The 23,736-nt window shown below is 45.4% G+C and carries 25 protein-coding genes; 5 read left to right on the top strand and 20 right to left on the bottom strand.

What is annotated here, in order from left to right:
• Window positions 1-8: 8 nt before the first annotated feature.
• Window positions 9-266 carry a YlbG family protein gene (locus KNQ05_RS03235; RefSeq protein ID WP_088837445.1) on the bottom strand — a complete coding sequence of 86 codons (258 nt, stop codon included), beginning with the start codon at window positions 264-266 and terminating at the stop codon, window positions 9-11.
• A 25-nt stretch (window positions 267-291) separates the two neighbouring features.
• Complete coding sequence (locus KNQ05_RS03230) at window positions 292-732, bottom strand: YlbF/YmcA family competence regulator (RefSeq protein WP_029330926.1); 441 nt, start codon at window positions 730-732, stop codon at window positions 292-294.
• A 101-nt stretch (window positions 733-833) separates the two neighbouring features.
• Between KNQ05_RS03230 and KNQ05_RS03225 the strand changes: the two genes are divergently transcribed.
• Both KNQ05_RS03225 and KNQ05_RS03220 read left to right on the top strand, forming a co-directional pair.
• Window positions 834-1,601, top strand: a complete 768-nt coding sequence (locus tag KNQ05_RS03225; RefSeq protein WP_251132448.1) for an ATP-grasp domain-containing protein — start codon at window positions 834-836, stop codon at window positions 1,599-1,601.
• A 110-nt stretch (window positions 1,602-1,711) separates the two neighbouring features.
• Window positions 1,712-2,062, top strand: a complete 351-nt coding sequence (locus KNQ05_RS03220) for a YugN family protein (protein WP_029330928.1) — start codon at window positions 1,712-1,714, stop codon at window positions 2,060-2,062.
• Between the two features lie 265 nt (window positions 2,063-2,327).
• On the opposite strand, the gene KNQ05_RS03215 is transcribed toward KNQ05_RS03220, so the two are convergent.
• The 9 genes from KNQ05_RS03215 to cyoE form a co-directional block, all read right to left on the bottom strand.
• Window positions 2,328-2,594 (bottom strand): hypothetical protein, encoded by a 267-nt coding sequence (locus KNQ05_RS03215; protein ID WP_353048584.1) that lies wholly within the window; start codon window positions 2,592-2,594, stop codon window positions 2,328-2,330.
• Window positions 2,591-3,196: an SCO family protein gene (locus tag KNQ05_RS03210; RefSeq protein WP_088837448.1), complete on the bottom strand. Its 606-nt coding sequence runs from the start codon at window positions 3,194-3,196 to the stop codon at window positions 2,591-2,593. The genes KNQ05_RS03215 and KNQ05_RS03210 overlap by 4 nt, the downstream gene beginning before the upstream one ends.
• 13 nt (window positions 3,197-3,209) lie before the next feature.
• On the bottom strand, window positions 3,210-3,671 hold the full coding sequence (locus KNQ05_RS03205) for a DUF420 domain-containing protein (protein ID WP_029330931.1): 462 nt from the start codon (window positions 3,669-3,671) through the stop codon (window positions 3,210-3,212).
• Window positions 3,672-3,692: 21 nt separating this feature from the next.
• Window positions 3,693-4,598: a cytochrome c oxidase assembly factor CtaG gene (gene ctaG, locus KNQ05_RS03200; RefSeq protein WP_088837449.1), complete on the bottom strand. Its 906-nt coding sequence runs from the start codon at window positions 4,596-4,598 to the stop codon at window positions 3,693-3,695.
• Between the two features lie 131 nt (window positions 4,599-4,729).
• Window positions 4,730-5,059 carry a cytochrome C oxidase subunit IV family protein gene (locus KNQ05_RS03195; RefSeq protein ID WP_088837450.1) on the bottom strand — a complete coding sequence of 110 codons (330 nt, stop codon included), beginning with the start codon at window positions 5,057-5,059 and terminating at the stop codon, window positions 4,730-4,732.
• Between the two features lies 1 nt (window position 5,060).
• Window positions 5,061-5,690, bottom strand: a complete 630-nt coding sequence (locus KNQ05_RS03190; RefSeq protein WP_088837451.1) for a cytochrome (ubi)quinol oxidase subunit III — start codon at window positions 5,688-5,690, stop codon at window positions 5,061-5,063.
• 1 nt (window position 5,691) lies between these two features.
• Complete coding sequence (gene ctaD, locus KNQ05_RS03185; protein ID WP_201302332.1) at window positions 5,692-7,560, bottom strand: cytochrome c oxidase subunit I; 1,869 nt, start codon at window positions 7,558-7,560, stop codon at window positions 5,692-5,694.
• 33 nt (window positions 7,561-7,593) lie between these two features.
• Window positions 7,594-8,625 carry a cytochrome c oxidase subunit II gene (gene coxB / locus KNQ05_RS03180; protein ID WP_088837453.1) on the bottom strand — a complete coding sequence of 344 codons (1,032 nt, stop codon included), beginning with the start codon at window positions 8,623-8,625 and terminating at the stop codon, window positions 7,594-7,596.
• A 61-nt stretch (window positions 8,626-8,686) separates the two neighbouring features.
• The gene (gene cyoE / locus KNQ05_RS03175; RefSeq protein ID WP_088837454.1) at window positions 8,687-9,619 is read right to left on the bottom strand and encodes a heme o synthase; all 933 of its coding nucleotides are present in this window, start codon (window positions 9,617-9,619) and stop codon (window positions 8,687-8,689) included.
• 324 nt (window positions 9,620-9,943) lie between these two features.
• Between cyoE and KNQ05_RS03170 the strand changes: the two genes are divergently transcribed.
• Complete coding sequence (locus KNQ05_RS03170) at window positions 9,944-10,825, top strand: COX15/CtaA family protein (RefSeq protein WP_029330938.1); 882 nt, start codon at window positions 9,944-9,946, stop codon at window positions 10,823-10,825.
• Window positions 10,826-10,911: 86 nt separating this feature from the next.
• Here the strand turns inward: KNQ05_RS03170 and KNQ05_RS03165 are convergent, their stop codons facing one another.
• The 4 genes from KNQ05_RS03165 to KNQ05_RS03150 form a co-directional block, all read right to left on the bottom strand.
• Window positions 10,912-12,270: a cryptochrome/photolyase family protein gene (locus KNQ05_RS03165; protein ID WP_088837455.1), complete on the bottom strand. Its 1,359-nt coding sequence runs from the start codon at window positions 12,268-12,270 to the stop codon at window positions 10,912-10,914.
• Window positions 12,271-12,383: 113 nt separating this feature from the next.
• Complete coding sequence (locus KNQ05_RS03160; RefSeq protein ID WP_214765242.1) at window positions 12,384-15,818, bottom strand: pyruvate carboxylase; 3,435 nt, start codon at window positions 15,816-15,818, stop codon at window positions 12,384-12,386.
• Window positions 15,805-17,082, bottom strand: coding sequence for an FtsW/RodA/SpoVE family cell cycle protein (locus KNQ05_RS03155; RefSeq protein ID WP_088837457.1), 1,278 nt, complete (start codon window positions 17,080-17,082; stop codon window positions 15,805-15,807). The genes KNQ05_RS03160 and KNQ05_RS03155 overlap by 14 nt, the downstream gene beginning before the upstream one ends.
• 69 nt (window positions 17,083-17,151) lie before the next feature.
• Complete coding sequence (locus KNQ05_RS03150) at window positions 17,152-17,430, bottom strand: Fpa/YlaN family protein (RefSeq protein WP_029330942.1); 279 nt, start codon at window positions 17,428-17,430, stop codon at window positions 17,152-17,154.
• A gap of 122 nt (window positions 17,431-17,552) precedes the next feature.
• Between KNQ05_RS03150 and KNQ05_RS03145 the strand changes: the two genes are divergently transcribed.
• Window positions 17,553-18,014: a hypothetical protein gene (locus KNQ05_RS03145; protein WP_214765245.1), complete on the top strand. Its 462-nt coding sequence runs from the start codon at window positions 17,553-17,555 to the stop codon at window positions 18,012-18,014.
• A gap of 64 nt (window positions 18,015-18,078) precedes the next feature.
• Here KNQ05_RS03145 and KNQ05_RS03140 read toward each other — a convergent pair whose 3' ends face one another.
• Both KNQ05_RS03140 and KNQ05_RS03135 read right to left on the bottom strand, forming a co-directional pair.
• Window positions 18,079-19,395, bottom strand: a complete 1,317-nt coding sequence (locus KNQ05_RS03140; RefSeq protein WP_088837459.1) for a PhoH family protein — start codon at window positions 19,393-19,395, stop codon at window positions 18,079-18,081.
• A gap of 39 nt (window positions 19,396-19,434) precedes the next feature.
• Window positions 19,435-19,887, bottom strand: coding sequence for a PNPOx family protein (locus tag KNQ05_RS03135; RefSeq protein WP_088837460.1), 453 nt, complete (start codon window positions 19,885-19,887; stop codon window positions 19,435-19,437).
• Between the two features lie 120 nt (window positions 19,888-20,007).
• Between KNQ05_RS03135 and KNQ05_RS03130 the strand changes: the two genes are divergently transcribed.
• A complete protein-coding gene (locus KNQ05_RS03130) occupies window positions 20,008-20,211 on the top strand; it encodes a YlaI family protein (RefSeq protein ID WP_088837461.1) in 204 nt (67 codons plus the stop codon).
• A 75-nt stretch (window positions 20,212-20,286) separates the two neighbouring features.
• Here the strand turns inward: KNQ05_RS03130 and KNQ05_RS03125 are convergent, their stop codons facing one another.
• The 3 genes from KNQ05_RS03125 to typA form a co-directional block, all read right to left on the bottom strand.
• Window positions 20,287-21,339: a PQQ-dependent sugar dehydrogenase gene (locus tag KNQ05_RS03125; protein ID WP_157898487.1), complete on the bottom strand. Its 1,053-nt coding sequence runs from the start codon at window positions 21,337-21,339 to the stop codon at window positions 20,287-20,289.
• 126 nt (window positions 21,340-21,465) lie between these two features.
• Window positions 21,466-21,819, bottom strand: coding sequence for a YlaH-like family protein (locus KNQ05_RS03120; protein WP_088837463.1), 354 nt, complete (start codon window positions 21,817-21,819; stop codon window positions 21,466-21,468).
• A gap of 28 nt (window positions 21,820-21,847) precedes the next feature.
• Window positions 21,848-23,695, bottom strand: coding sequence for a translational GTPase TypA (gene typA / locus KNQ05_RS03115; RefSeq protein ID WP_029330949.1), 1,848 nt, complete (start codon window positions 23,693-23,695; stop codon window positions 21,848-21,850).
• Window positions 23,696-23,736: the final 41 nt, after the last annotated feature.

The following is a 23,736-nucleotide window of genomic DNA, read 5'->3' as shown; positions in this document are numbered from 1 at the left end:
TCCAACGTTTATACTTCTTCTTGCAGTTTACCTTTTTTATTTGCGTATGTTTCGGTAATGAATGGTCGCTCCGAACGAAGAACGGAATCGACGAAAGGCAATGCAGCAATCGTTTCGACCGAACGTTCATACTGCTCCAAATCAACATATAAAAAAACATATTTTTCTCGCTTCGATGTAAAATAGACGTTTCCAAATCGGCGCAATTGACGCGATGCTTTCATCGCGTTGACATAGACGATCAGTCCAATTCGATCCTTAATCACAACACCGTTCCTCCCTTGTTCGGCATTAGCCGCTACAGCTACAACTACCTCCGGTCGAACATCCACCTGCACATCCTTGATCGAAGAATGGATTACCCGTCGGAACCTTAATTTGAGGTGACACTTCCCCGGCAAGTTTCAGACTAATTTGTCCGAGTAACGTCTCTAATTGTTTTTCTGCTTTTTTAAACGTCGCGACCTCTTCTTGCAGATCGAGCGCCCGCTTTACTTCATGTACTTTTTTCGTGATCGTTTGGTAATCTGGATGATATCGACCAAAACGTTGAACAAGCTCGTATTCTTCCTTGATTCGATTAAAATCCCGAATGACGTCTTGTGCTTGTGCTGAATTTGCGCGTGCTTGTTTGGCACTTATATATGCTTGACCTGTTTCGCTATGCAAAAGAGCGGATGTCAGTTCTTCCGCAGCGTTGATGAGGTCTATCGTTTTATCAGAATAAATCACAACGAATCTCCTCCTTGACTTCACCATCATATCATAACATTTATCTCGCTCCTAGCACGCTGAATTGTGTATACTTTGTTCAGAAGGAAGGAATGAATTGTATGCAATTTTTATCATTTAATATGTTTCGGACGATCGGGATTAAAACCGATCACGCGAAGTCAGACTACCATTTTGATTCGCTCGATAAAATCGCCAAAGCGGACGTCGTCTTGTTCCCCGAATATTGGCAGATCCACTCCATCATCTACGGAATGAAAAAACCGATTTTCCCGTCCGCCTCGACATTCCATCTCGGGCACGATAAAATCGAGATGACGCGTATTTTTAAAACCGTGATTCCGGACAATATTCCTCGGACCGGTATTTACGGAAAAAATGAATTCACCGTGAAGCGTGTTTTAGATGAATTTTCGTTCCCATTCGTCGCGAAGACTGTCCGCAGTTCGATGGGCCAAGGGGTTCACCTGATTAAGGATGAAATCGACTGGAAGAAGTATACCGATCACCATGAGACGTTTTACGTCCAAGAATATATCCCGAACGAAAAAGACCTTCGTGTCGTCGTCATCGGTGATCAAGTTCTCGCTGCCTACTGGCGTGTCGGCGGTGCGCAATTTTTAAACAATGTCGCCCAGGGTGGGGTCCTTGATTTCGAGAACATCCCACAAGAAGCACTCGATTTTGTTCTCGCACTCGCGAAACGACTCGATATCGATCATGCCGGTTTTGATTTGATTTTCCGCGACGGAAAAATTTATATACTCGAGTTCAACGTCTTCTTTGGTGGAGAAGGCCTGAACCATCTAGGAATTCATGCACCGGATACGATTTTAGAATATGTCGAACGAAAATATAAGAATTCATGAATTCTTCAAATTGACTTCACAACTTTTACTTTATCGAATCATTCATTATGGTATGATAGTTTGGAAAGACTAGTATCTACTAGCAAACTGGGGTATAGGGGGATTCAAACATGAAGTTTGAGAAATACGGCATCGAAGGCAAAGAAATTAAGTTTGGTTTACTTGAGACAATCATGGACCACCACCGTTTCGTCCGTGAAGGACAATGGGATTACGAACGTGCGATGTATGACATGAAGTACGAAAAACAATCAACAGGAGAGGTCTTCTATCTCCGGATTCCAGTTTATGCAATTCAAGGTGAAATTGAAGATCGCCACGCGATCGTTCGCATGATGACACCACTTCTCGGAAAACACTACTATCCACATGGTGTTGAGTATGATGAAGAGTTCCCACCTGAAATCGTTAAAGATTGTGAGCGTCGCTTGACAGGGTTACTCGAAACACTCGAAAAATAAGTTCTATCCGACCGTTCCTGTTAAAAGGAGCGGTTTTTTTCATCTAAAAATTTTCTTTAGGCGATTCGTTGCGCTGCCGAGTCCGTGTCTGATTGCTTTTTCAAGTCGACGTGTCACGAGAGACTTCAAGGCATTCTTCACGGAACAGTCGCTAAAAAGTCTGTTACCAAAAAAATCGTGTGTTGTGTGCTGGTCCCCCTACTCCTTGTCCAGGCCTAAAAGTAAAGGCCCCTTCCGCCAGACGTGGAAGGGGCCTTTATATGTCTCATTTTGTGACCAGTTGGAGGTAGTCGACTACCCCGTCTCCGAGTTGTAAGCGGACTTGTTCTCGCAAACCCATATAGAGGGCAGGTAACTGTTGCACCGTTGCGGTAACCTTCAAGCTAAACGAAATCCCTTCCGTCGGCAAACGTTTAATCCGTGTACAAACGACACCAAATTCGATGACGGCACACAACAATAACTCTTCAATTGCTTGTACTGATACCGTCACTTCACCTTTATTCTGATATTCTTCAACCAAAATGATCACTCCTTCGCAAGTTGTTTGACGGATGTCATGACTTCCTCGAGATCGACCGGCTCGTCAGGTGTCTTCGCCATTGAAGATATCGCACGCACCTTATTGTCGCGATCGAGAATGAACATTTGTGTCCCGTGTGTGACAAGACCACTTTCTGCTTTTGAATAATAGAAGTTCAACTGGCGTGTCAGACGATCAATGACGACCTCATCCCCCGTTAAAACCTTCCAGCCTTCAGGATTCGCCTCGAAATTAGACGCATACTTCTTCAAGACCTTCGGCGTATCAACTTTAGGGTCGACCGTCACGGCGACAAGTTCGACATCGGATCCATATAGATTTTCCGCCCGTAATTTTTTCTCGAGTTTCCGGTAGTCATTTAACGTCAAAGGACAAATGTCTGGACAATTCGAGTAGAAAAACGTCAATACTTTTACTTTACCATCTTCTGAATCAAATGTTTTCCCGTTGACGGCATTCGTTAATTCAAATGGTGTCGGTTCAGCAATCACAGGTAGCTTTTCTTTCATAAAGAAATAATAATACCCCCCTGCAGCGGCGACTAAAATCAAAACGACGGCGGCTACCGTCAAATAACTATTTTTTTTCAAAGCGAACCCCCCCTTAATGATTCCAAATCGCACGAAATACATTTGTTGTTTCGCCCGGCTCATACACAACGTATAACAGGCAATAGACAAGGACTCCCGTGATTGCCGTCAAAAACCAAATGACCGATGCTTTTGGACCAATTTTACGGTGACGGGCAAAGTTTTGTTTATAGGCGTAGAACAAAGCGATTAAGCCTAAGATACCACCCGATGTGGCGAGTAAAATATGAAAGATTAAAAATCCTGTGTAGTACGGTTTAACCGTATCCGGTCCCCCGAAAGCAGTATTCCCGAGTAAGATCGTCCGAAGCGCGTACATGATGAAGAACAGTAACGCGAGCGCTGCCGCAATGTTCATCACGACTTTATGCGCCCCCATATTCCGGCGTGTCTGCGCGATCAAAAACCAACCGATTGCTACAAATATTGCACTGAGAACAATCAAAGAAACACAAATCAACGGCAAATAACTCATTTTCAGACTTCCTCCATTTACTTAATCCGCTTTTGGCGTGAAGGACATGCCTTCATCGACAGCAGTACTTTTTGATCGTCTCACCCACGTGAAGAAGGTCAAACCGAAGAAGATCCCGTAGACGAGTTCTTGTCCAAGTTTCATCAAGACGCCTCCGAACCGTTGATCTTCGAGTAAATCTTTCGTTGTCCCAAATAGGCGTTCCATGTTCAAGCCGCTCACATCATTATTCGGCAGACAGTAAGCCAAGACTTTCGCGAATGTCGCTGGGTCTTGATACGCATCGTATTGGAAGCTCTGACTGAAGATCATGAACGCACAAGCTGGTGTCAACAGCACGCCGTTCGCAACGATGTAGACCATCTTTTTCAAATCGGACAGACTATCCTCCTCATTGACAGGTGCGATGATTGGATACCACATCGTCATGCTGAGGAAGATTAATGTCCCGTGGAACAAACGGTGGACCGTATAGTTCGTCAAGACGTAATCAAAGATGAACGGCATATGGTAAAACGTAAACAAGGAATTGAACACGACGAGCGCAATCAATGGCAATGTGAAGAAGCGTAATGCCTTCCCTAAATACGGGACGCCGAACAATCGCTTAAATGCCCAACCCGGAATTGCTAGCATCAACAGTGGCGGCGCCACCATATAGACGAAAACCATCTGGAGCATGTGCGCAGAGAACGTAATATGCGCTAACACATCAAGCGGACTACCAAAGCCAATATAGTAGACGAATAAAGCCGCTAGCATCATGAACTTTTGAGCTAACGTCGTTTCTGCCTCGTCTGGTCGTCTAATTTTTTCAGTAATGAATGCATACAATACGTAAAGACCGATCAAGAGTAACGCGTAATACGGGCTCCACAAGACAGTCCAATCGAATTGCGATAAAGCACCCCTTAAATTGCCTAACATATTTCTCACCCCGTTCCTGTTTCCTACAAACTAAGATTACCGTTCCCCTATTTCATTGTAAAGGTTTCTCATAAAACGATTCCAAAATAAAAGACCATCCTGCTAAACGTTAGCAGAATGGTCACAATTTTTTACCAAATTAAAAGGCGAAGTGTCGCGACGATTGTTAAGGCAACGAAGATACCGAGTCCCATCATGACTTTAATCCATGTGTTCCCTTTGTTATTCATATGCATGAACATATATAACTGAAGGTAGACTTGGACGATTGCCATGATGACGAGGAATCCACCTGCAGCCCAGTGTGGCATAAGCTCTGCCATCACTGCGCCGAAAGCGATCAACGTCAAGAAAATCATCAGTCCAAAACTGATCAATTGTAGCTGCATTTCGCGGCTACGATCAGCTTTCATTTCTAATTCTAACTGGTTACGTGTAACTTGTGGTTCGTGTTTTTCCATCTTATTTCACCATCCCCATGAGGTAGACGACTGAGAAGATAAAGACCCAGACGACATCAATGAAGTGCCAGTAAAGACTTGAAACATAGTACTTCGGTGCATTGACGACTGTGATGCCGCGTTTCCAGTTACGGATGAGCAAGGTCGAAATCCAGAGAAGACCGAACAAGACGTGCGCTCCATGGAACCCGACGAGTGTGTAGAACGCCGAACCGAATGCGCTTGACGTAAACGTATGACCGATGTGGTAATAGTGATTAAACTCATAAATCTCACCAGCGAGGAATGCTAGACCGAGAGCGAGCGTAATAATGAGCCACATCTTCATTTTCGCAACGTCATTCCGTTTCATCGCCATCATCCCAAGAACACTTGTCAATGAACTCGTCAGAAGAAGCATCGTCATGATGAAGACGAGTTCCATCTCAAAGATGTCGTAACTCCGTAATCCTTCTTTTGCGCCTGAGTTGTGCAATCCGATGTATGTTCCGAAGAGAGAGGCGAACAATGTCGTCTCTCCTCCAAGGAAGAACCAGAAAGCTACATATTTATTCTTACCCTCAAGTGTTGCTTTTTCAACATGATCTGGAATACCAGTCACTGGGTTATTTGGTACTGAATGATGACCCATCTTACTTCGCCTCCTTTTCAGCTTCAAGGCGTAGATCTTCTTCGATGACCGATTTCGGGATGTAGTATCCTTCATCGTCAATCCAAGAACGTAGGAACATCGCGAAGAGTGTCGTTGCAAGACCAATCAAGGCGATGACAAGACCGACAGTTCCGTAGTCAAGACGAAGAATGAATCCAAGACCTGCAAGGAACAAGCCGACTGACATGACGAATGGCAAAATCGTGTTATTCGGCATGTGAATATCGCCGACTTCTTCCGATACGGAAACTGTTTTATTTCCAGCCATTTTTTCGAGCCAGTACGTGTCGAGTCCTTTGACGAGTGGTGTTTGTGCAAAGTTGTACTCTGGAGTCGGAACAGGAAGCGTCCACTCAAGGGTACGACCGTCACCCCAAACATCGCGTTTCACATATTCTTTCGACATCAATGCCGCTGCAATTGAAACAACAAGAACGATTGTTGATACACCCATGAAGCCTGCACCAATCGATGATAGTAAGTTCATTGTTTCCCAGCCTTGGTTTGGTAAGTACGTGAAGACACGACGTGGCATACCTGTAAGACCAAGGATGTGTTGCGGGAAAAACGTCAAGTGGAAGCCGATGAAGAACAACCAGAATTGAATCTTGCCCCAGAATTCGTTGAGCTGTTTTCCGAACATCAATGGGAACCAATAGTAAAGACCCGCAAAGAGACCGAAGACGACCCCACCAACGATAACGTAGTGGAAGTGGGCAACAACGAAGTAGCTGTCGTGATACTGATAATCGGCAGGAGCAACTGAAAGCATGACCCCTGTCATACCACCCACAAGGAATGATGGGATGAATGCGACCGAATAAAGCATCGCAACCGGGAACGTCAATTTACCGCCCCAAAGTGTGAACAGCCAGTTGAAGATCTTCACACCGGTCGGTACAGCGATCGCCATCGTCGCAACAGCGAAGATTGCGTTTGCGACTGGTCCGAGACCCACTGTAAACATGTGGTGAACCCAAACCATGAATCCGAGGAAACCGATCAACATTGTCGCAAAGACCATCGTCGTGTAACCGAAGAGACGTTTACGTGCGAATGTAGGAATGATTTCAGAGAAAATACCGAATGCCGGTAAAATCAAGATATATACTTCCGGGTGCCCGAAGATCCAGAAGAGGTGTTCCCAAATGACGATGTTACCGCCGGCTGCCGGGTCGAAGAAGTGAGCTCCGAAAAGACGTTCAAACGTCAAGAGGAACAAACCGACCGTAAGCGGAGGGAATGCGAAGACGATCAAAGCTGATGCAACGAACGCCGTCCATGTGAACAAAGGCATCCGCATCAGTTTCATACCTGGTGCGCGCATGTTCAATATCGTAACGAGGAAGTTAATCCCCCCCATAAGTGTACCGAAACCAGAAATCTGTAACCCGAGTGCATAAAAATCAACACCAAGTGATTCCGGGACTGTCGATAGTGGTGCGTAAGCTGTCCATCCTGCGTTCGGTGCTGCGCCGAAGAACCATGATAAGTTCAAGAGCACGCCACCGAAGAAGAACAACCAAAAACCAAGTGCGTTCAAAAACGGGAACGCAACGTCACGTGCTCCGATTTGAAGCGGCACAGCAGCGTTCATATAACCGATCAACATCGGCATCGCTGCCAGGAAGATCATCGTCGTACCGTGCATCGTGATCAACTGGTTAAATAACTCACCGCTGACGAAATCGTTCATCGGTTTAATCAATTGAAAACGAATCATTAAGGCTTCTACGCCACCGACCAGAAGGAAGAACAATCCGGACATGATGTAGAGAATCCCAATTTTTTTATGGTCGACTGTCGTTAGCCAGTCCATGATGCCGCTTTTTTTCTTCGGCATACCCATAGTATGTGTCCCCACTATGATTCCCCCTTAATTTTATTGGAGCTTTTTGTCCAATAGGTAGTCTGCAAGTTCACTCAATTCTTCATCGCTAATCTGATCTTCAGAGAAACCAGGCATTTTTGTCCCTTGTTTTTCTTTTTGCGGATCGCGAATCCAGTTCTCGAGGTTTTCTTTGTCGTGATCGAGGTATCCTGCGATACGTTGACGGTCACCAAAGTTCGTTAAGCTTGGCGCGACTTTCCCGCCACCGTGACAGCTGAGGCAGTTTTGAGCGTAAACTTGTTCGCCCGTCGTCCAATTTTTTTCATTTTTAGCATCGAGTTGTTTTGTTTCTGCTTCTTTTGCAGTTTTCATGTCTTTTAACCATGCATCATAATCATCTTGCTCGAGTGCGATGACTTTAAAGTCCATCAATGCATGAGAAGGTCCGCAAAGCTCCGCACACTTACCGTAGTATGTGCCCGCTTCTTGTGCTTGTAACCACATCTCGTTATCGAGCCCTGGGTTTGTATCTGTTTTACCAGAAAGTGCCGGCACCCAGAATGAGTGAATGACGTCTTTAGAAGTCAAGTTGACAGCAACACGTTTTCCGACCGGGATGACAAGTTCTTGTCCTGTCGAAACACCTTTGTCTGGATATTCGAACTCCCACCAGTACAAGTTTGCCGTAACGTTGATTTGTTCGTTTTTCTTCGCTTCTTTCGCATCGGCTAATTCAACCGTCGTTTTGATTGTCGGTACAGCGAGAACAACCAAGAGAAGGATTGGAATAACTGTCCAAATGATTTCAAGCGTATGATTTCCTTCGACTTGTTTCGGAACTGTGTTATCTCCCGATTTACGACGGAATTTCATAAGTACGTAAACATAGATGACCGCTACAATCGCAAGGACGAACAACATTACCCATAAGCTGAGCTTGATGATCTCAAGTTGCATTTCTGCGCCTTCCCCGCGAGGCTGAAGCGCGGACAATTCCGGAATTCCACAACCTGATAACAATAATGCCATCAAACCGATCGGAAGAAGCCGGAAGAGCATTTTTCCTGATTTTTTCACAACCATCCCCACTTTCTTTTCCCCAATTTTTTTCTTGTAATGGTGTACGTGAATATGTCAAATCGTTTTAGAGAGAAACGAGTACGACCGTCACGATCCAAGCTGTGAAGTAAAAGAGCGAGAAGAAGAACATTTTCGATGCCCATTTAATTTCAGCTTGTTTTTCTTTGATTTTGAGACCTTTCAGTCCCATGTAAAGCCAGTAACCGCTTAACGCCGCCATGACAATCGTGTAGACGATACCATAGTGTGCCAAGAGTAGTGATGATGGGACTAAGACTGCAATCCACCACACAATTTGTCGTTTCGTGATGGCAAAACCATTAACGACCGGTAACATTGGAATACCTGCAGCACGGTATTCTTCTGTCCGTCTCATTGCGAGTGCAAGGAAGTGAGGCGGCTGCCAGACGAACATGATGAGGAATAAAATCCAGGCATCGATATGAAGTGCTGGAGTGACTGCCGCAAATCCAATGATCGGTGGCACTGCTCCTGAAATACCTCCTACGACCGTATTGATCGTATGCGTTCGTTTGAGCCACATCGTATAGATGACGACGTAGACGAATGATCCAATCAATCCGAACACTGCCGCGACATGGTTAACGATCAAGAGAAGCACCGTTCCCGTCGCAAGTATTCCAAGTCCTAATGCCAATATGCGCTGTCCATCCATCTTGCCGGTCACACTCGGTCTCCCCATCGTCCGTTCCATCTTGTAATCGATGTCTCGGTCAATGTAGTTGTTGAGGTAACAACTTCCGGCAATGACCAGGCCACTTCCAAGAAGTGTCCACAATAATGTCAACTTCGTCTGCCACAGGTATAACAGGACATCATCGGTTAAATACGATGCTGCCACGACATATCCTGCGAAGACGGTGATGAGATTCGCGCGAACGATTCCCATCTTTGCTAGGGTGACATAGTCCTTGAACGTCGGTTGATCCGTTTGCTCGATCATGATGTCAAGCGTCTCCCCATTTACTTTCGCCATGTTGTTTCCTCCTTCTAACCGCCTGTATCCTCTCTGCACGCATGAGACACGTATTTTCTTCACAGAAATAACACAGACACGCCACGAAACGTCCTTTTCTCTATAAAAGATACCACATATTCAGGGTCGTGACGCATGAAAATACTTTCGACATAATGAACAAAATGTGAAATCTATGTGATTAACCTCACAGTTCACCATATTTACCTAATATTAGAATAGCGTTCTTCTAAAAGATTGCAAGCGTTTCGATATTTTTTATGCGATACTATTGCTATGCGCATGACTGTATATTGTATATTTTAGAAAGGTGGTGTCCGTGTCTTGAATCGAAAGCTTTCGATTTTTTCGGCATTCGTCACATTCACGATGATGATCGTATTGTTGATGGGGGGCACAGTCACAAAGACTGATTCAGGGAACGGCTGTGGAACAGACTGGCCACTCTGTCACGGAGAGCTCATTCCGACTAACCCTAGTGTAGAAACGATGATTGAATACAGCCACCGCGCCGTAACCGGTGTCGTCGGACTATTAATCATCGCATTATGTTTATGGACACTCGTCGCTTTCAAAGAGCGTCTCGATACGAAGATTTTTGCCTTTCTTGCTTTTATCTTCATGTTGATTCAATCCATCGTTGGAGCAGGCGCTGTTGTTTGGCAACAGTCTGACCTCGTCATGGCGCTCCATTTCGGGATTTCGCTTATCTCCTTCGCTTCTTTGCTCATTTTGACGCTATTAATCATGGAACGTCCAGGACGAGAATTCAGGGAAACGGTCCCAGCATTCTTACGTAAACTCCTGTACGGCCTGCTGATTTACACGCTGATCGTCGTCTATACGGGCGCATATGTCCGTCACGTCGGCGCAACGTATGCCTGTGTCGGTTGGCCCGTCTGTTCGCAACCAACGATGACATACGAGTCATGGGTCCAAATGATTCATCGCATTATGGCTGGCTTATTATTCTTCTATACGTTATATGTGCACTTCGTCGCGATTCGCTTAAAGCATCGGACGACACAAAAAGGGATGGCGTTTGCTACGTTCTTCATCAGTTGCCAAGTTGCGACAGGTGCCTGGATCGTTTTAGGCGGACACGCGACTTACGTTCCACTTTTACACGCGTTCTTGATTACATGTTACTTTGGTGTACTGTCTTACATGACGTATCACGCGTTCCGGACAAGGCAAGATCGTTAAGCATATTAGACAAGTCAAAAAAAGATGGAGCATCATTTCACTGTGATGCTCCATCTTTTTTATGTCGGTACCGCGTTCGTAGTTTATTACTTTTTAAAGCGAGCAATCGCCCGTTTACGTGCCATATCATGCTCAACGATTGGTTTTGGGTAATCATAGTCTTCACGTTGCTGGTCTGTTGGTTCATGAATGAATTTATTCGGCAAGTCCTTAATCTCTGGTACATATCGACGAATGAAGTCACCAGACGCATCAAATTTTTTCGATTGGGTCGTCGGATTGAAGACACGGAAGTATGGTACGGCGTCCGTTCCGACAGATGCTGCCCACTGCCATCCCCCGATGTTCGAAGCCGCTTCATAGTCGACTAACTTCTTCTGAAAATATTGTTCACCCTTTTGCCAATCGACTAACAAATCTTTTGTTAAAAAGGAGGCTACAATCATCCGGAGCCGGTTATGCATCCAGCCCGTTGTGTTCAGCTGACGCATCGCCGCATCAACGATGGGATAACCTGTCTCACCTTTTTTCCACGCGTCAAACCCCGTCTCGTCGTCTTCCCATTGAATGTCATTATACTGCTCGTTTACCGGTAGACGTTTTGACTCTGGATGGTGCATCAAAATTGTATAGTAAAATTCACGCCAAATTAATTCCGTCAAATAGGTTTGTTTTCCTTTTGAAGCAGCTGCTTGCTCAACCTGCGTATAAATGGTCCGAATGCTGATTTCTCCCGTCCGCAGGTAACGTGACATCCGACTCGTTCCGTCGATTGACGGGATATCCCGATTTTCTTCGTACTGTTCGAGTCCGCTCGAGATGAACTGATGTAAACGGTCCTGCGCATTTTCTTCACCCACCTGAAAATCAACCTCGGATTGAGCCTGTTTAAAGTACTCCTCAATGAACGAGTTGTCATTTTGGTGTTTTTTATACTGGGCTTGCAGACGATCGAGATTCACTTGGACTGGTTCTGGAAGATCTTTTTTTAAGAACGCATTTTTATATGGTGTGAACACTTTATAATAGCCACCATCATTTTTCTTGACTGCATGCGGATGCAACAAATGACGATCAAGTACACGATCCGTCTGTTGACGCTGACGTTTTTTAATAATCGCATCATCGCGCGTTTTAAACGGTTCGACGTATTCGGCGTTAAAAATTAAATGGTCTGCCATAGCTGTTTCCTCTAAGAACTTCGCTTCGTCCCCTTCAATAAAACGAATCGGCAAGCCCTTTGTTTTACAGTTATCCGAAAAGTGCTCCAGCGCTTGAAAGAAATACTGTTGTCTCGCTTCGTAAGAACCGATATAGTCCGGGTTAAGCCAAAAAACAAATTCCACGGTCGCTTGATCGTCCTGCTCGAGGTATTCTACCGCTTTCGCCAACATTTGATTATCCTGAAGTCGAAAGTCACTTCTAATCCAACAGATGATATTCATTCCTAGCTCCTCCTCCGATAATACTGCTTAAAAAGAAAAACAGGCTAGCCGCCATGCGTCTGCCTGTTTTTCATCGATTCTATTTTAAAGTTATCGAATCACCACGCTACGAATCAGATGAATTCAATTAATAAATCTTGGCTTGCGATTGCTTCGCCTTCGTTGACATGGACGGCTTTAATTTCTCCGTCTTCCGGTGCTTGAATCGTCGTTTCCATTTTCATCGCCTCCGTGACGAGCAATTGCTCCCCTTTACGGACACGTGCTCCTGGTTCGACAAGAACTTTCAGGACACTTCCCGGCATCGATGCACCAATCTGTTTCGGGTTCGACCGGTCCGCCTTCGGACGACTGGACGAACTTTCCTTGACGCTAATGTCCTTGACTTCAACTTCACGCGGAACACCATTCATTTCGTAGTAAACGATTCGCACACCGTGATCATTCGGCTGTCCGACTTGAATCAACTTGAGGTACAACGTTTTACCACGTTCGATTTCGACTTCGATCGTTTCACCGAGTCGCATGCCGTGGAAGAATGTACTCGTATCAAGGACCGAGACGTCTCCATAACGTGCGACATATGAACTATAATCCATGAATACTTTCGGATAAAGCGCGTACGCAAGCGCATCAAATTCAGTAATCGGTCGTTCGAGCTTTTCAAACAATTCGTGTTTGATGGCATCAAAGTTAAGCGGCTCCATCATTTTCCCTGGACGTTCTGTTAATGGTGCGACACCTTTGAGGATCGCATCTTGCACTTGTTTCGGGAACCCATCCGGAGGTGTGCCAAGCTCACCTTTCATCAGTTCGACGACTGAATCCGGGAAATCGAGCCCACTCGCACGATGTAAGACGTCTTCTTCTGTCAAGTGATGTTGGACCATGAACAAGGCCATATCTCCTACTACTTTAGACGACGGTGTTACTTTGACGATGTCACCAAACAACATGTTGACGCGGGCGTACATACTCTTGACTTCCGACCAACGATCTCCGAGTCCTACTGCTTTTGCCTGTTGTTGAAGATTCGAATATTGACCGCCCGGCATTTCATGGTCGTAAACGGTTGGATTCGGTGCTAACATATCGAGTTCGAACGCTTTATACAAGTGACGAACATCTTGCCAATAATCTGAAATTTGTTCGAATTTCTGTGCTGAAACAAGTGGCTGACGCGGGTGTCCACTCAGCGCATGGATTAAACTTCCTCCTGCTGGTTGACTCGTTAAGCCGGCCATACTCGAAGCAGCGACATCGACGACGTCAACACCGGCATCGACTGCACGGGCATACGTGTAGATTCCGTTCCCACTCGCATCATGTGTATGGAGGTGGATCGGTAAATCGACTGCATCTTTTAAAGCAGAGACTAACGCATACGCTGCTTCCGGCTTTAACAGACCCGCCATATCTTTGATTGCGATGATGTGCGCGCCACTTGCTTCCAATTGTTTCGCTAACTTGACGTAATACGGTAAGTGATACTTCGGACGATTCGCATCGAACAGATCGCCTGTATAACAGACGGCTGCTTCTGCAATCTTCCCTGTCGGTAAGACCGCGTCAATTGCTAATTGGATTGATTCCGGATTGTTCAAGCTATCAAAGATTCGGAAGACATCAACGCCTGCTTGGGCCGCTTCCTTGACGAAAGCATGAATGACGTTGTCCGGATAGTTTTTATAACCGACTGCATTCGCACCACGTAATAGCATTTGAATCAAGACGTTTGGCATTTGTTCACGTAATTTCATTAAACGAGTCCAAGGATCTTCTGACAAGAAACGATATGCTACATCGAACGTCGCGCCACCCCACGCCTCGACCGAGAACAATTCCGGCAAGAGTTTTGCTTCTGCTTCTGCAATCGCTACTAAATCTTTCGTCCGCATCCGCGTCGCAAGTAACGACTGGTGTGCATCCCGGAACGTCGTGTCTGTCAACAAGACCTGTTCTTGTGCTTTCAACCAATTCGCAACACCAACCGGCCCTTCTGCATCAAGTAACGCTTTCGTGCCCGCTTGATACGTCGTTGGTAAATCTTTCGGAATCCGAACGTCACGTGCTAACGGTTTGTCGATTTTTCCGATACCAGGGAATCCATTGACAGAAACTTCGCCGATATACGTTAATAACTTTGTTCCACGGTCTTGCCGTTTCGGGAAGATGAATAATTCTTGCGTATCATCGATGAAGGACGTGTTGTAGTCACCACTGATGAATGCATGGTGTTTCAAGACGTTGCTTAGGAACGGAATGTTTGTTTTGATTCCACGGATCCGGAACTCACTTAAGTTTCGGCTCATCTTCGCGACAGCTTGATCGTACGTCAGGCCGTGCGTTGAGATTTTAACGAGCAGTGAATCATAGTATGGTGAGATTTCTGCACCGACGTAAGCATTCCCTCCGTCAAGACGGACTCCGAAACCGCCGGGTGAGCGGTAAGCTTTAATTTTTCCCGTATCGGGTAAAAAGCCGTTTTCTGGATCTTCCGATGTAATCCGGCTTTGAATCGCGAAACCAAGCATCTGAATCTCTTCTTGCACCGGAATTCCAACGAGCTCACTATGAAGCGACTCACCTTCTGCCACCCGGATTTGCGTTTGTACGATGTCGACGCCTGTAATCATCTCCGTGATTGTGTGCTCGACCTGGACACGCGGGTTAACTTCGATAAAGTAGAACGATTCATCTTGCGTCACTAGGAACTCGACTGTTCCTGCATTCTCGTACCCGACGTGTTTCATTAGCGTTACTGCCGCGTCACAAATTTTCTTCCGTCCTGCATCGGAAAGCGTGACACATGGTGCCACTTCGACAACCTTTTGATGTCGACGCTGAACAGAGCAATCACGTTCGAACAAGTGAATGATATTACCATGGGCATCGCCAATGATTTGGACTTCGATATGTTTCGGTCGTTCAATTAATTTCTCAATGTATATTTCGTCTGATCCGAAAGCCTTTAATGCTTCTGATTTCGCACGCTCAATCATTTCCGGCAGCTCTTCCTCTGTCCGGACAACGCGCATACCGCGTCCCCCTCCACCAAGAGAAGCTTTAACCATCAATGGATAACCTGTTTTTTCAGCAAAAGCATAGGCTTCTTCCATCGTTGAAATCGGACCGTCCGTTCCCGGAATGACTGGTAAGCCGGCTTCGATTGCTGTCGTACGCGCTCGTACCTTGTCACCGAATTTATAAAGATGTTCTTCTTGTGGACCGATGAAGATGATGCCTTCTTCACGGCAACGTTTTGCGAGTTCAATGTTTTCAGACAGAAAACCATACCCTGGGTGAATCGCGTCACACTCTGCTTTTTTAGCAGTTGCGATGATACCTTCAATGTCTAGGTACGCTTCGATTGGTTTCTTCCCCTCACCAATCCTATATGCTTCGTCTGCTTTATAACGGTGAAGCGATCCCATGTCTTCTCTCGAATAAATCGCAACTGTCCGAATGCCTAATTCGGTTGCTGCCCGAAATACTCGGATTGCGATTTCACCACGGTTTGCTACAAGAATCTTTTTAATTTTTGTCAACTGATGCTCCCCCTTTTGTTAATGAACTCGTTGCGCTCATCGTCCGTGCATCTTGCACTTCTTTATGATACGCTATTCGATGTTTATTTTGCATGGAAATATTCGCCAGCACACCGAGCATCGTACTCATGACGAGTAACGAAGACCCCCCGTAACTGATGAATGGTAACGTGACCCCGGTTCCCGGGAACAAGCCTGACATGGCACCGATATTGATCGTTGTCTGGATGAAGATGATGGAAGAAATACCAATCGCCATCATGCTTGAATACAGCGAAACACATTTTTGGGCGATTCTCGCACCTTGAAACATTAAGAAAAACAGTAATCCAAGGACGACAAGTACGCCGACAAATCCAAGTTCTTCCGAAATGATTGACATGATGTAATCGGTCTCTGGTTCAGGTAGATACCCATATTTCTGAAAACTGTTCCCTAACCCGACGCCGAACACGCCTCCATGGGCAATTGAAATGACCGAATTGATCAATTGATAGCCTTTTCCCTCCGCATCGAGGAACGGGTTAAAGATGACATGAATTCGTTTCAGCTGATTCTCTGAAAAATTATTATACGCATAGAAACCAACTAACGGTATTGCGATGAACCCTAATGTGATGTAACCACTCGGTAATCCGACAGCAAACCAAATCATTGCCGTAATCAACAACAAGATGAACAATCCCCCATCATCGGGTTGCATCCGGATGATGATTGCATAAGGTGCCAGCAAGACGAGCATCGGAATTAAAATCCAATCAGACAAACTAAGTAACATCCGCTTGCCCGCGGAAGAGGGAGAGATTTGACGGTGGATGAAGTGATGAACGATTCCGATTACGCCATTCAACGTCCCTTTTTGTTTTTGATCAAAGTAATTCGCTAACCCGACGACTAAGACGAATTTACAGAGCTCGATCGGTTGAATCAAAAAAACACCAAAGTTCAACCACGCTCGTGCCCCGTTCAACGGTTCAGAAAACAACGTCGCCATCAACATCACCCATGTGATGAGATACAAGACTAAACGAAAAATCGGACCTCGAAGCACTTCATGATTGAGATGCGCAACAAATAAAAATGCCACGATTGCCAAGCCGTCAAACATCAGTTGTTTCTCGAAAAACGAAGTGTTCGCATAATCGCCACCGTTCCAAACACTAGCGCTATAAACCATCACCGTACTGATTGCCATCAGAATCAACATCGTAAAGAACAAGCGAAAGTCAAAAAATGCTCGTCTTTCTTTAAACTTCGATTGCATATGTACACGTCCCTTTTCTAGTTCTAAAAAAAAATACCCAAACGCCGCATTTCACGTTTGAGTAGAAAATCAGCACGTCTCCGCATCATGTAAGTCAGATAGTTGCTGTTCAAGTGATTCGAGTAATTGTTTCCCTTCACTCGCATCAATCAGTTCAAGACGAACGGCAAAATCAATTTGGCGTGACAATCCGAACATTTGTGTATCCAATACTTCCTCATAAAGAGGACATTGTGGCATCGTTAAATTCGCAAGCTGGACCTCGATCAACCGGCGGATTTTATGGGCATCCGCTTCTAGTAGCTCAAGAGCGCGCTGGCGATGAACTGTCCCGATTTCAGTTGACAATCCAATCCCTCCTCATCAAATGACGCGTTCCTGTTATAGATAAACTTTACCTTACTTTCGCTAACAATTCAACGTTTCGGTATAATGGATTTGTAGCATTCACACATTTAGGGGGAATAGAGATGATTTTTCCAATCACAGGTAAGGTACGGTACACATTAACGATTGATCCAACCGTCTGGATCTTTGACGATCGTAAGATTGCGGTCGAACAAATCGGACAAGAGACAGAGCATAATGCCGCTGAAGCATACTATGCGAAAATGGGGGCTGCTTGGGACAAGGGGATTACGGAAGGGAGTCGGACCGATCACAATAAACCGATGACGCGCGAAGAAAAAGATGACGCACTCCGCGGGACGTTCGCGATGCCACTCCTTCCATTCATCACAAATGCCGAAGTACTAAACGATGCCTCACAATTACGTTTTGAAGGAATCGATACCGTCGAACTCCCACTCGAGGTACTGCCTCAACTCTACTTACAATTTTCAAAAGACGGGAAAGTCTTAACCGATGGTCCCGTTCATTTACTTTATCAAGATCAAGTCGTCCGTTCGGTCAATCGGATCACTGTCATCTAATAGCAAACTGCCCTCTTTTCCTTCTAACGTTAACGACTGAAGGAAAAGAGGGCAGTTTTATTTTTTAAAGCAAGTCGGCCGCAAGACGCGCGAGGTTCGACCGTTCCCCTTTGACGAGTTTGACGTGCCCTGTCATTTGTTCACCTTTTAACCGTTCAACTGCATAGGATAGACCATTTGAATATTCATCGAGATACGGATGGTCAATTTGTTGCGGATCCCCGACGAGAACAATTTTCGAGTTTTCCCCGACACGAGTCAAAATCGTTTTCACTTCATGTTTCGTTAAGTTTTGTGCTTCATCGATGATGATGAACTGTCCCGGCATACTCCGCCCGCGGATATAAGTTAATGCCTCAAGCTGAATCGATTTCATGCCCGCTAGGATATTTCCAAGTTCATCACCCGAACCCGTATTGAACAAATGCTCCAAATTATCATAAATCGGTTGCATCCATGGTCGAAGCTTCTCTTCCATCTCACCCGGTAAATAGCCGATGTCATTTCCCATCGGAACGACAGGACGCGCGACGACTAGTTTTTTATAACGATGTTCATCTTCGACTTGCAACAACCCGGCCGCAAGTGCGAGCAATGTTTTCCCCGTTCCTGCCTTGCCGACGAGTGTAACGAGCGGAACATCATCCCGAAGTAACAATTCGAACGCCATGCGCTGTTGAACGTTACGGGGGACGACACCCCATACTTGATTGATATCAAGCGAAAGTGCCCGGATGATAGGCAATTCCTGATCGACGACAGCGAAAGCTGAAGCTTTCGATACATTGCTTTTTAAAATGACGAATTGATTCGGATAAACTTTTTCATTCAAGATATCCACTGAGAGTCGTTTGTCTTCGTAAAAGGCATCGATGTATTCCTGGTCGACGACTGCTTCAATGAAACCCGTATATAACCCTGTCAAATCCGCAATATGATCCGTCAAGTAATCTTCTGCGACAAGTCCGTACGCATCTGCCTTTACACGAACGAGAATATCTTTTGAGACGAGAATGACGTCACGTCCACTCTGTAGTTCCTGCTGCTCTCGATGAATCGACCACGCCAACTCGAGAATCTTATTGTCATTCGATTCATGTGTGAACGGTGAGACGTCACTGATCGTGTCGCCGATGTCGACACGAAGGATGCCGCCATTTCCGAGCGGGACCCCTGCATGAAGATGCCCCGCTTCCCTTAATTGGTCCAAAATCCGCGCGGTCTCTCGAGCATTCCGCCCGACTTCATCCATATTTCGTTTTTTCCCGTCCAGCTCTTCTAAGACGATTGCCGGTATGACGACATCATGTTCTTGGAATTGAAATAAAGATAATGGATCGTGGAGCATGACATTAGTATCGAGCACGTATATTTTTTTCATTCCATCGTTCGCCCCTTTAGAGTCGAGTTTTGATGAATGTTACGCTTTTAGAATCGCATGCATTTGTTGATCTAGACGTAACGCTGCCGTTTCGTCATACGTTTTCTCGATACGAGGACGATTGGATACAGCGGCTCCGTAAAATAAAATATCGCGTACTTCTTCTACCATTCCTTCGTAAAATGCAAGCTTTAATGGCACTTCGGCTGCCGGATCCCAGCGCTTAACCTCCGTACACGTCAAGCTATAGGCAGATTGATCGGCAAAGAAAATTAATGTGAAAACAGGATGCTCTGCCAACGTCTTGACGATATGCGAATCGGCTTCAATCGCAAATCGGACCGTTTGTTCATCTTTTGCATAAACCCAACTGATTGCATGAGTGATGGGCCAACTTTTCGATTGATCGTGCGTGATTAAAAAAACGAGTGGTAAATCGGATAACGCTTCGAGTTGCTTTAGATTCAGACGATGTTCCATTTTATTTGCCATGGTGTCACCCCCCTATTTATCTTACTGACTTAGTTTCGAGTCATGTTGTTCAATTCCCTTTTTTACATCTGAATAATCTTTTAATATGGTATACTAGTAAAAAAAGAGGAGGACCTCGAAATGCGTGTAAAATGTACTATCTGCGATAAACGCGAAACGATCGACGACTGGTCCTTCGCAGCAAAACGCTTACGTAACAAACCGGTTCGCATCTATTTGTGCGATGAATGCAATGAGCGTATCGAGCAACGGACGATTGCGCGCGAAGCAACCGGGAACTTTAACTTATATCCGACGTGGGCGTCTGCTAAAAAAAGATGGTGACGGCTTACTTTCTATGCTGAAGTAACTTTGAGCTCCTCTGACATCCGGATGATGTCGAAGGAGCTTTTCATATCTTTACGGGTCGAAGCGGACAAAAACATCATCATTCTTCCCAGGATTTCCACGGCCGTCCGTATTGTTCGTAAGGAAATATAGTGCAGTTCCATCTGTCGTGACGTCACGAATGCGTCCACGATCCGTTACGACTTGTTCGACTTGCTTCGTGCTCTCTTCAATCGAGCGAAGGCTCTGCCCGACCAACGTACCGAAATACAACTTCCCATCAAGTTCCGTCACCCCGCTTGGTGCAACGGAGCGATTTCCCACTTCATACCACGGTGTGACTAATCCTTGTTGTTTTTCCGTCCCCTCAATCAACGGCCATCCATAATTTTTCTGTTCAATCTTATTGATTTCATCATGTCCGCTTTGACCATGTTCGGTCGCAAAAAGCTGATTTCCGACAAAAACAAGACCTTGTGGATTACGATGACCATAACTATAGACGTATCCCTCCAGATTCCCTTCAACCGGCTCTCCCGTTAAGTCCATCCGTAAAATTTTTCCGGCCAAAGAGGACAGCTTCTGCGCGTTCTCGGGAACTGCAGCATCTCCTGCTGTGACGTACAGGTAACCATCCGGCCCAATCTCGATTCGACCGCCATTATGAATCGAGGACCCAGGAATGCCATCCAGTAAAATGCTTTTCTCCGTCCAGTCCCCATCCTTCCGTTCGATTGAAATGACACGATTCCGTAGCTCACCTGCTTGTTCATACGTATGGTATACATAAGCGAGCTGATTCTCTTCAAAGTCGGGATCAAGGGCCATTCCAAGTAGTCCACCTTCCCCTTCCGCCACGACTTCTTCCGTCAGACGTGGGGCTGTTCGCGAATAATCCCCTTGCGTTCCTTCGACGATTTTTCCATCTCGTTCTGTAATATAAAATGTATCCCCTGACATCTCGACATTCCAAGGTGCCTGCAGGGACTCGAAAATGATGTCGGCTCCCTCTTCAGTCTCTTGTTTAGCATCTGTTTGACTCGACTCCTCCGTCTTTGAATCAGTCGCGCAACCGACTAATAACATCGTAAGACTCAGCGGGGCGAGCCAGCTCCATTTATTCATTTTCATCACTCCTTAAAGGTTTTTCCCCTGACTTTCTCGTTTCTATTCCTTTATTTACCGATTGAACGATAAAACAAAAAGTCCGCCTTCACAAGGAAGACGGACTTTTAAACGAATCAAATGAATTTAAGATGCAGTCTGTTCTCGATCGCGTTTGACACGCCACATCCGGAAACGATAAATCCCGAGGATGGCGACCATCGCAAGCAATACTTCAGGAATCGGCCACGTCCAAAAGACGAGTGTTAAAGCCGCTGAAAAGACAGCTAATAAAAGATAGACGATCAGCGATTTCCACCAAGCTAATTCCTTTGCAAAACCTAGCTTAAACACGACGAGCGTCAAAATGACGACCGTAATCATCAATGCATTGAAACCCGCACTTAAGTTATTCGGATCACTCCCGACGCCAAGAAACCTGGCGACGGCAGGAATATCGAATTTCGAGAAATCAGAAGCAACGGCAGGTTGTGCAGACATTGCCAGTCCCCCTTACATTGTTAAGAACTCAGTCTTTTCCAAGACGACGACGTTTGTCTTGTTTTTCACGTTCGTTCTTGTTCAACACTTGTTTACGAAGACGAACTGATTCCGGTGTAATTTCACAGTACTCATCTTCATTCAAGAATGTTAATGATTCTTCAAGTGAGAAGACACGTGGACGTTTAAGAACGTTTGTCGTATCTTTCGCAGATGCACGCATGTTCGTCAATTGTTTCGCTTTAACAACGTTAACAGCGAGATCGACGTCACGGTTACATTCCCCGATAATCATTCCTTCATATACTTCAAGGCCTGGCTCGATGAAGATCGTTCCACGGTCTTCAAGAGCAGAGATTGCGTAAGCAGTCGCTTTTCCTGTTTCAATCGAAACCATAACACCACTACGACGACCACCGATGTCTGCGTTGATGAACGGACGGTACTCTTCGAATGTGTGGTTCATGATGCCGTATCCGCGTGTTGCAGATAAGAATTCGTTACGGTAACCAATCAAACCGCGTGAAGGAACGATGAATTCCATTTTCGTTTGACCGTTATCCATTGTTTGCATGTTCGTCAATTCACCTTTACGGAGACCGATCGATTCCATGACTCCACCAGTATACTCTTCAGGAGTATCGATGACGACGCGCTCAAACGGCTCGACTTTAACGCCATCTTCAACTTTGATGATTACCTGTGGTTTCGAAACTTGAATTTCGTAACCTTCACGACGCATGTTTTCGATCAAGATACCAAGGTGAAGCTCACCACGACCTGAAACAATCCAGCGGTCAGGAGAATCTGTGTTTTCGATACGAAGCGAAACATCTGTTTCAAGTTCTTTTTCAAGACGCTCTTCGATTTTACGTGAAGTAACGAGATCCCCTTCACGACCAGCGAATGGCGAGTTGTTGACGATGAACGTCATTTGAAGTGTTGGCTCATCAATCCGAAGCAATGGAAGTGGATCGACGTGTGACGTTGGACACACTGTTTCACCGACGTTGATATCTTCCATACCTGCGATTGCGATCAAGTCTCCAGCTTTCGCTGCTTCGATTTCAACGCGTTTAAGGCCGAAGTATCCGAATAATTTCGTTACACGGAAGTTTTTGATTGATCCATCAAGTTTAGAAAGCGAAACGCTATCGCCGACTTTGATTTCTCCACGGAAGACACGACCAACTCCGATACGACCAAGGTAGTTGTCATAATCAAGCATCGTAACTTGGAACTGAAGTGGATCCATGCTGTTATCGACAGGTGCTGGTGTGTGCTCAAGAATCAAATCAAGAACGTTCGTAATTGTATCTTCTTGTTTATCAAGTTCAGGTTCAAATGAACTTGAGCCGTTGACTGCCGATGCATAAACGACTGGGAATTCGAGTTGATCTTCGTCTGCGCCAAGATCGATTAAAAGATCGACGACTTCATCGACGACTTCGAGTGGACGAACCATCGGCTTGTCGATTTTGTTGACGACGACGATTGGTTGTAATCCTTGCTCGAGTGCTTTTTTCAATACGAAACGTGTTTGTGGCATACAGCCTTCACGTGCATCGACGACGAGGATAACGCCATCTACCATACGCATGATACGTTCAACTTCTCCACCGAAATCGGCGTGACCTGGTGTATCAACGATGTTGATGCGGGTATTTTTATAATCGATTGCTGTGTTTTTCGCGAGGATTGTGATTCCGCGTTCACGCTCGATATCATTTGAGTCCATTGCGCGTTCTTCAACTAGTTCATTCGCACGGAATGTCCCAGATTGTTTTAAAAGCTCATCGACGAGTGTCGTTTTACCATGGTCAACGTGGGCGATGATCGCGACGTTGCGTAAATCAGTTCTTACTAAAGTTGTCATAAGTGTGTACCTCTTTCTATTCATTTAAATAATCCAACATT

It is taken from the genome of Exiguobacterium sp. s125, assembly GCF_018618605.1.
In the GTDB taxonomy this organism is placed as follows: domain Bacteria; phylum Bacillota; class Bacilli; order Exiguobacteriales; family Exiguobacteriaceae; genus Exiguobacterium_A; species Exiguobacterium_A oxidotolerans.
Note: the sequence above shows the minus strand (reverse complement) of the source record. Positions and strands in the feature narration are given on the sequence as shown.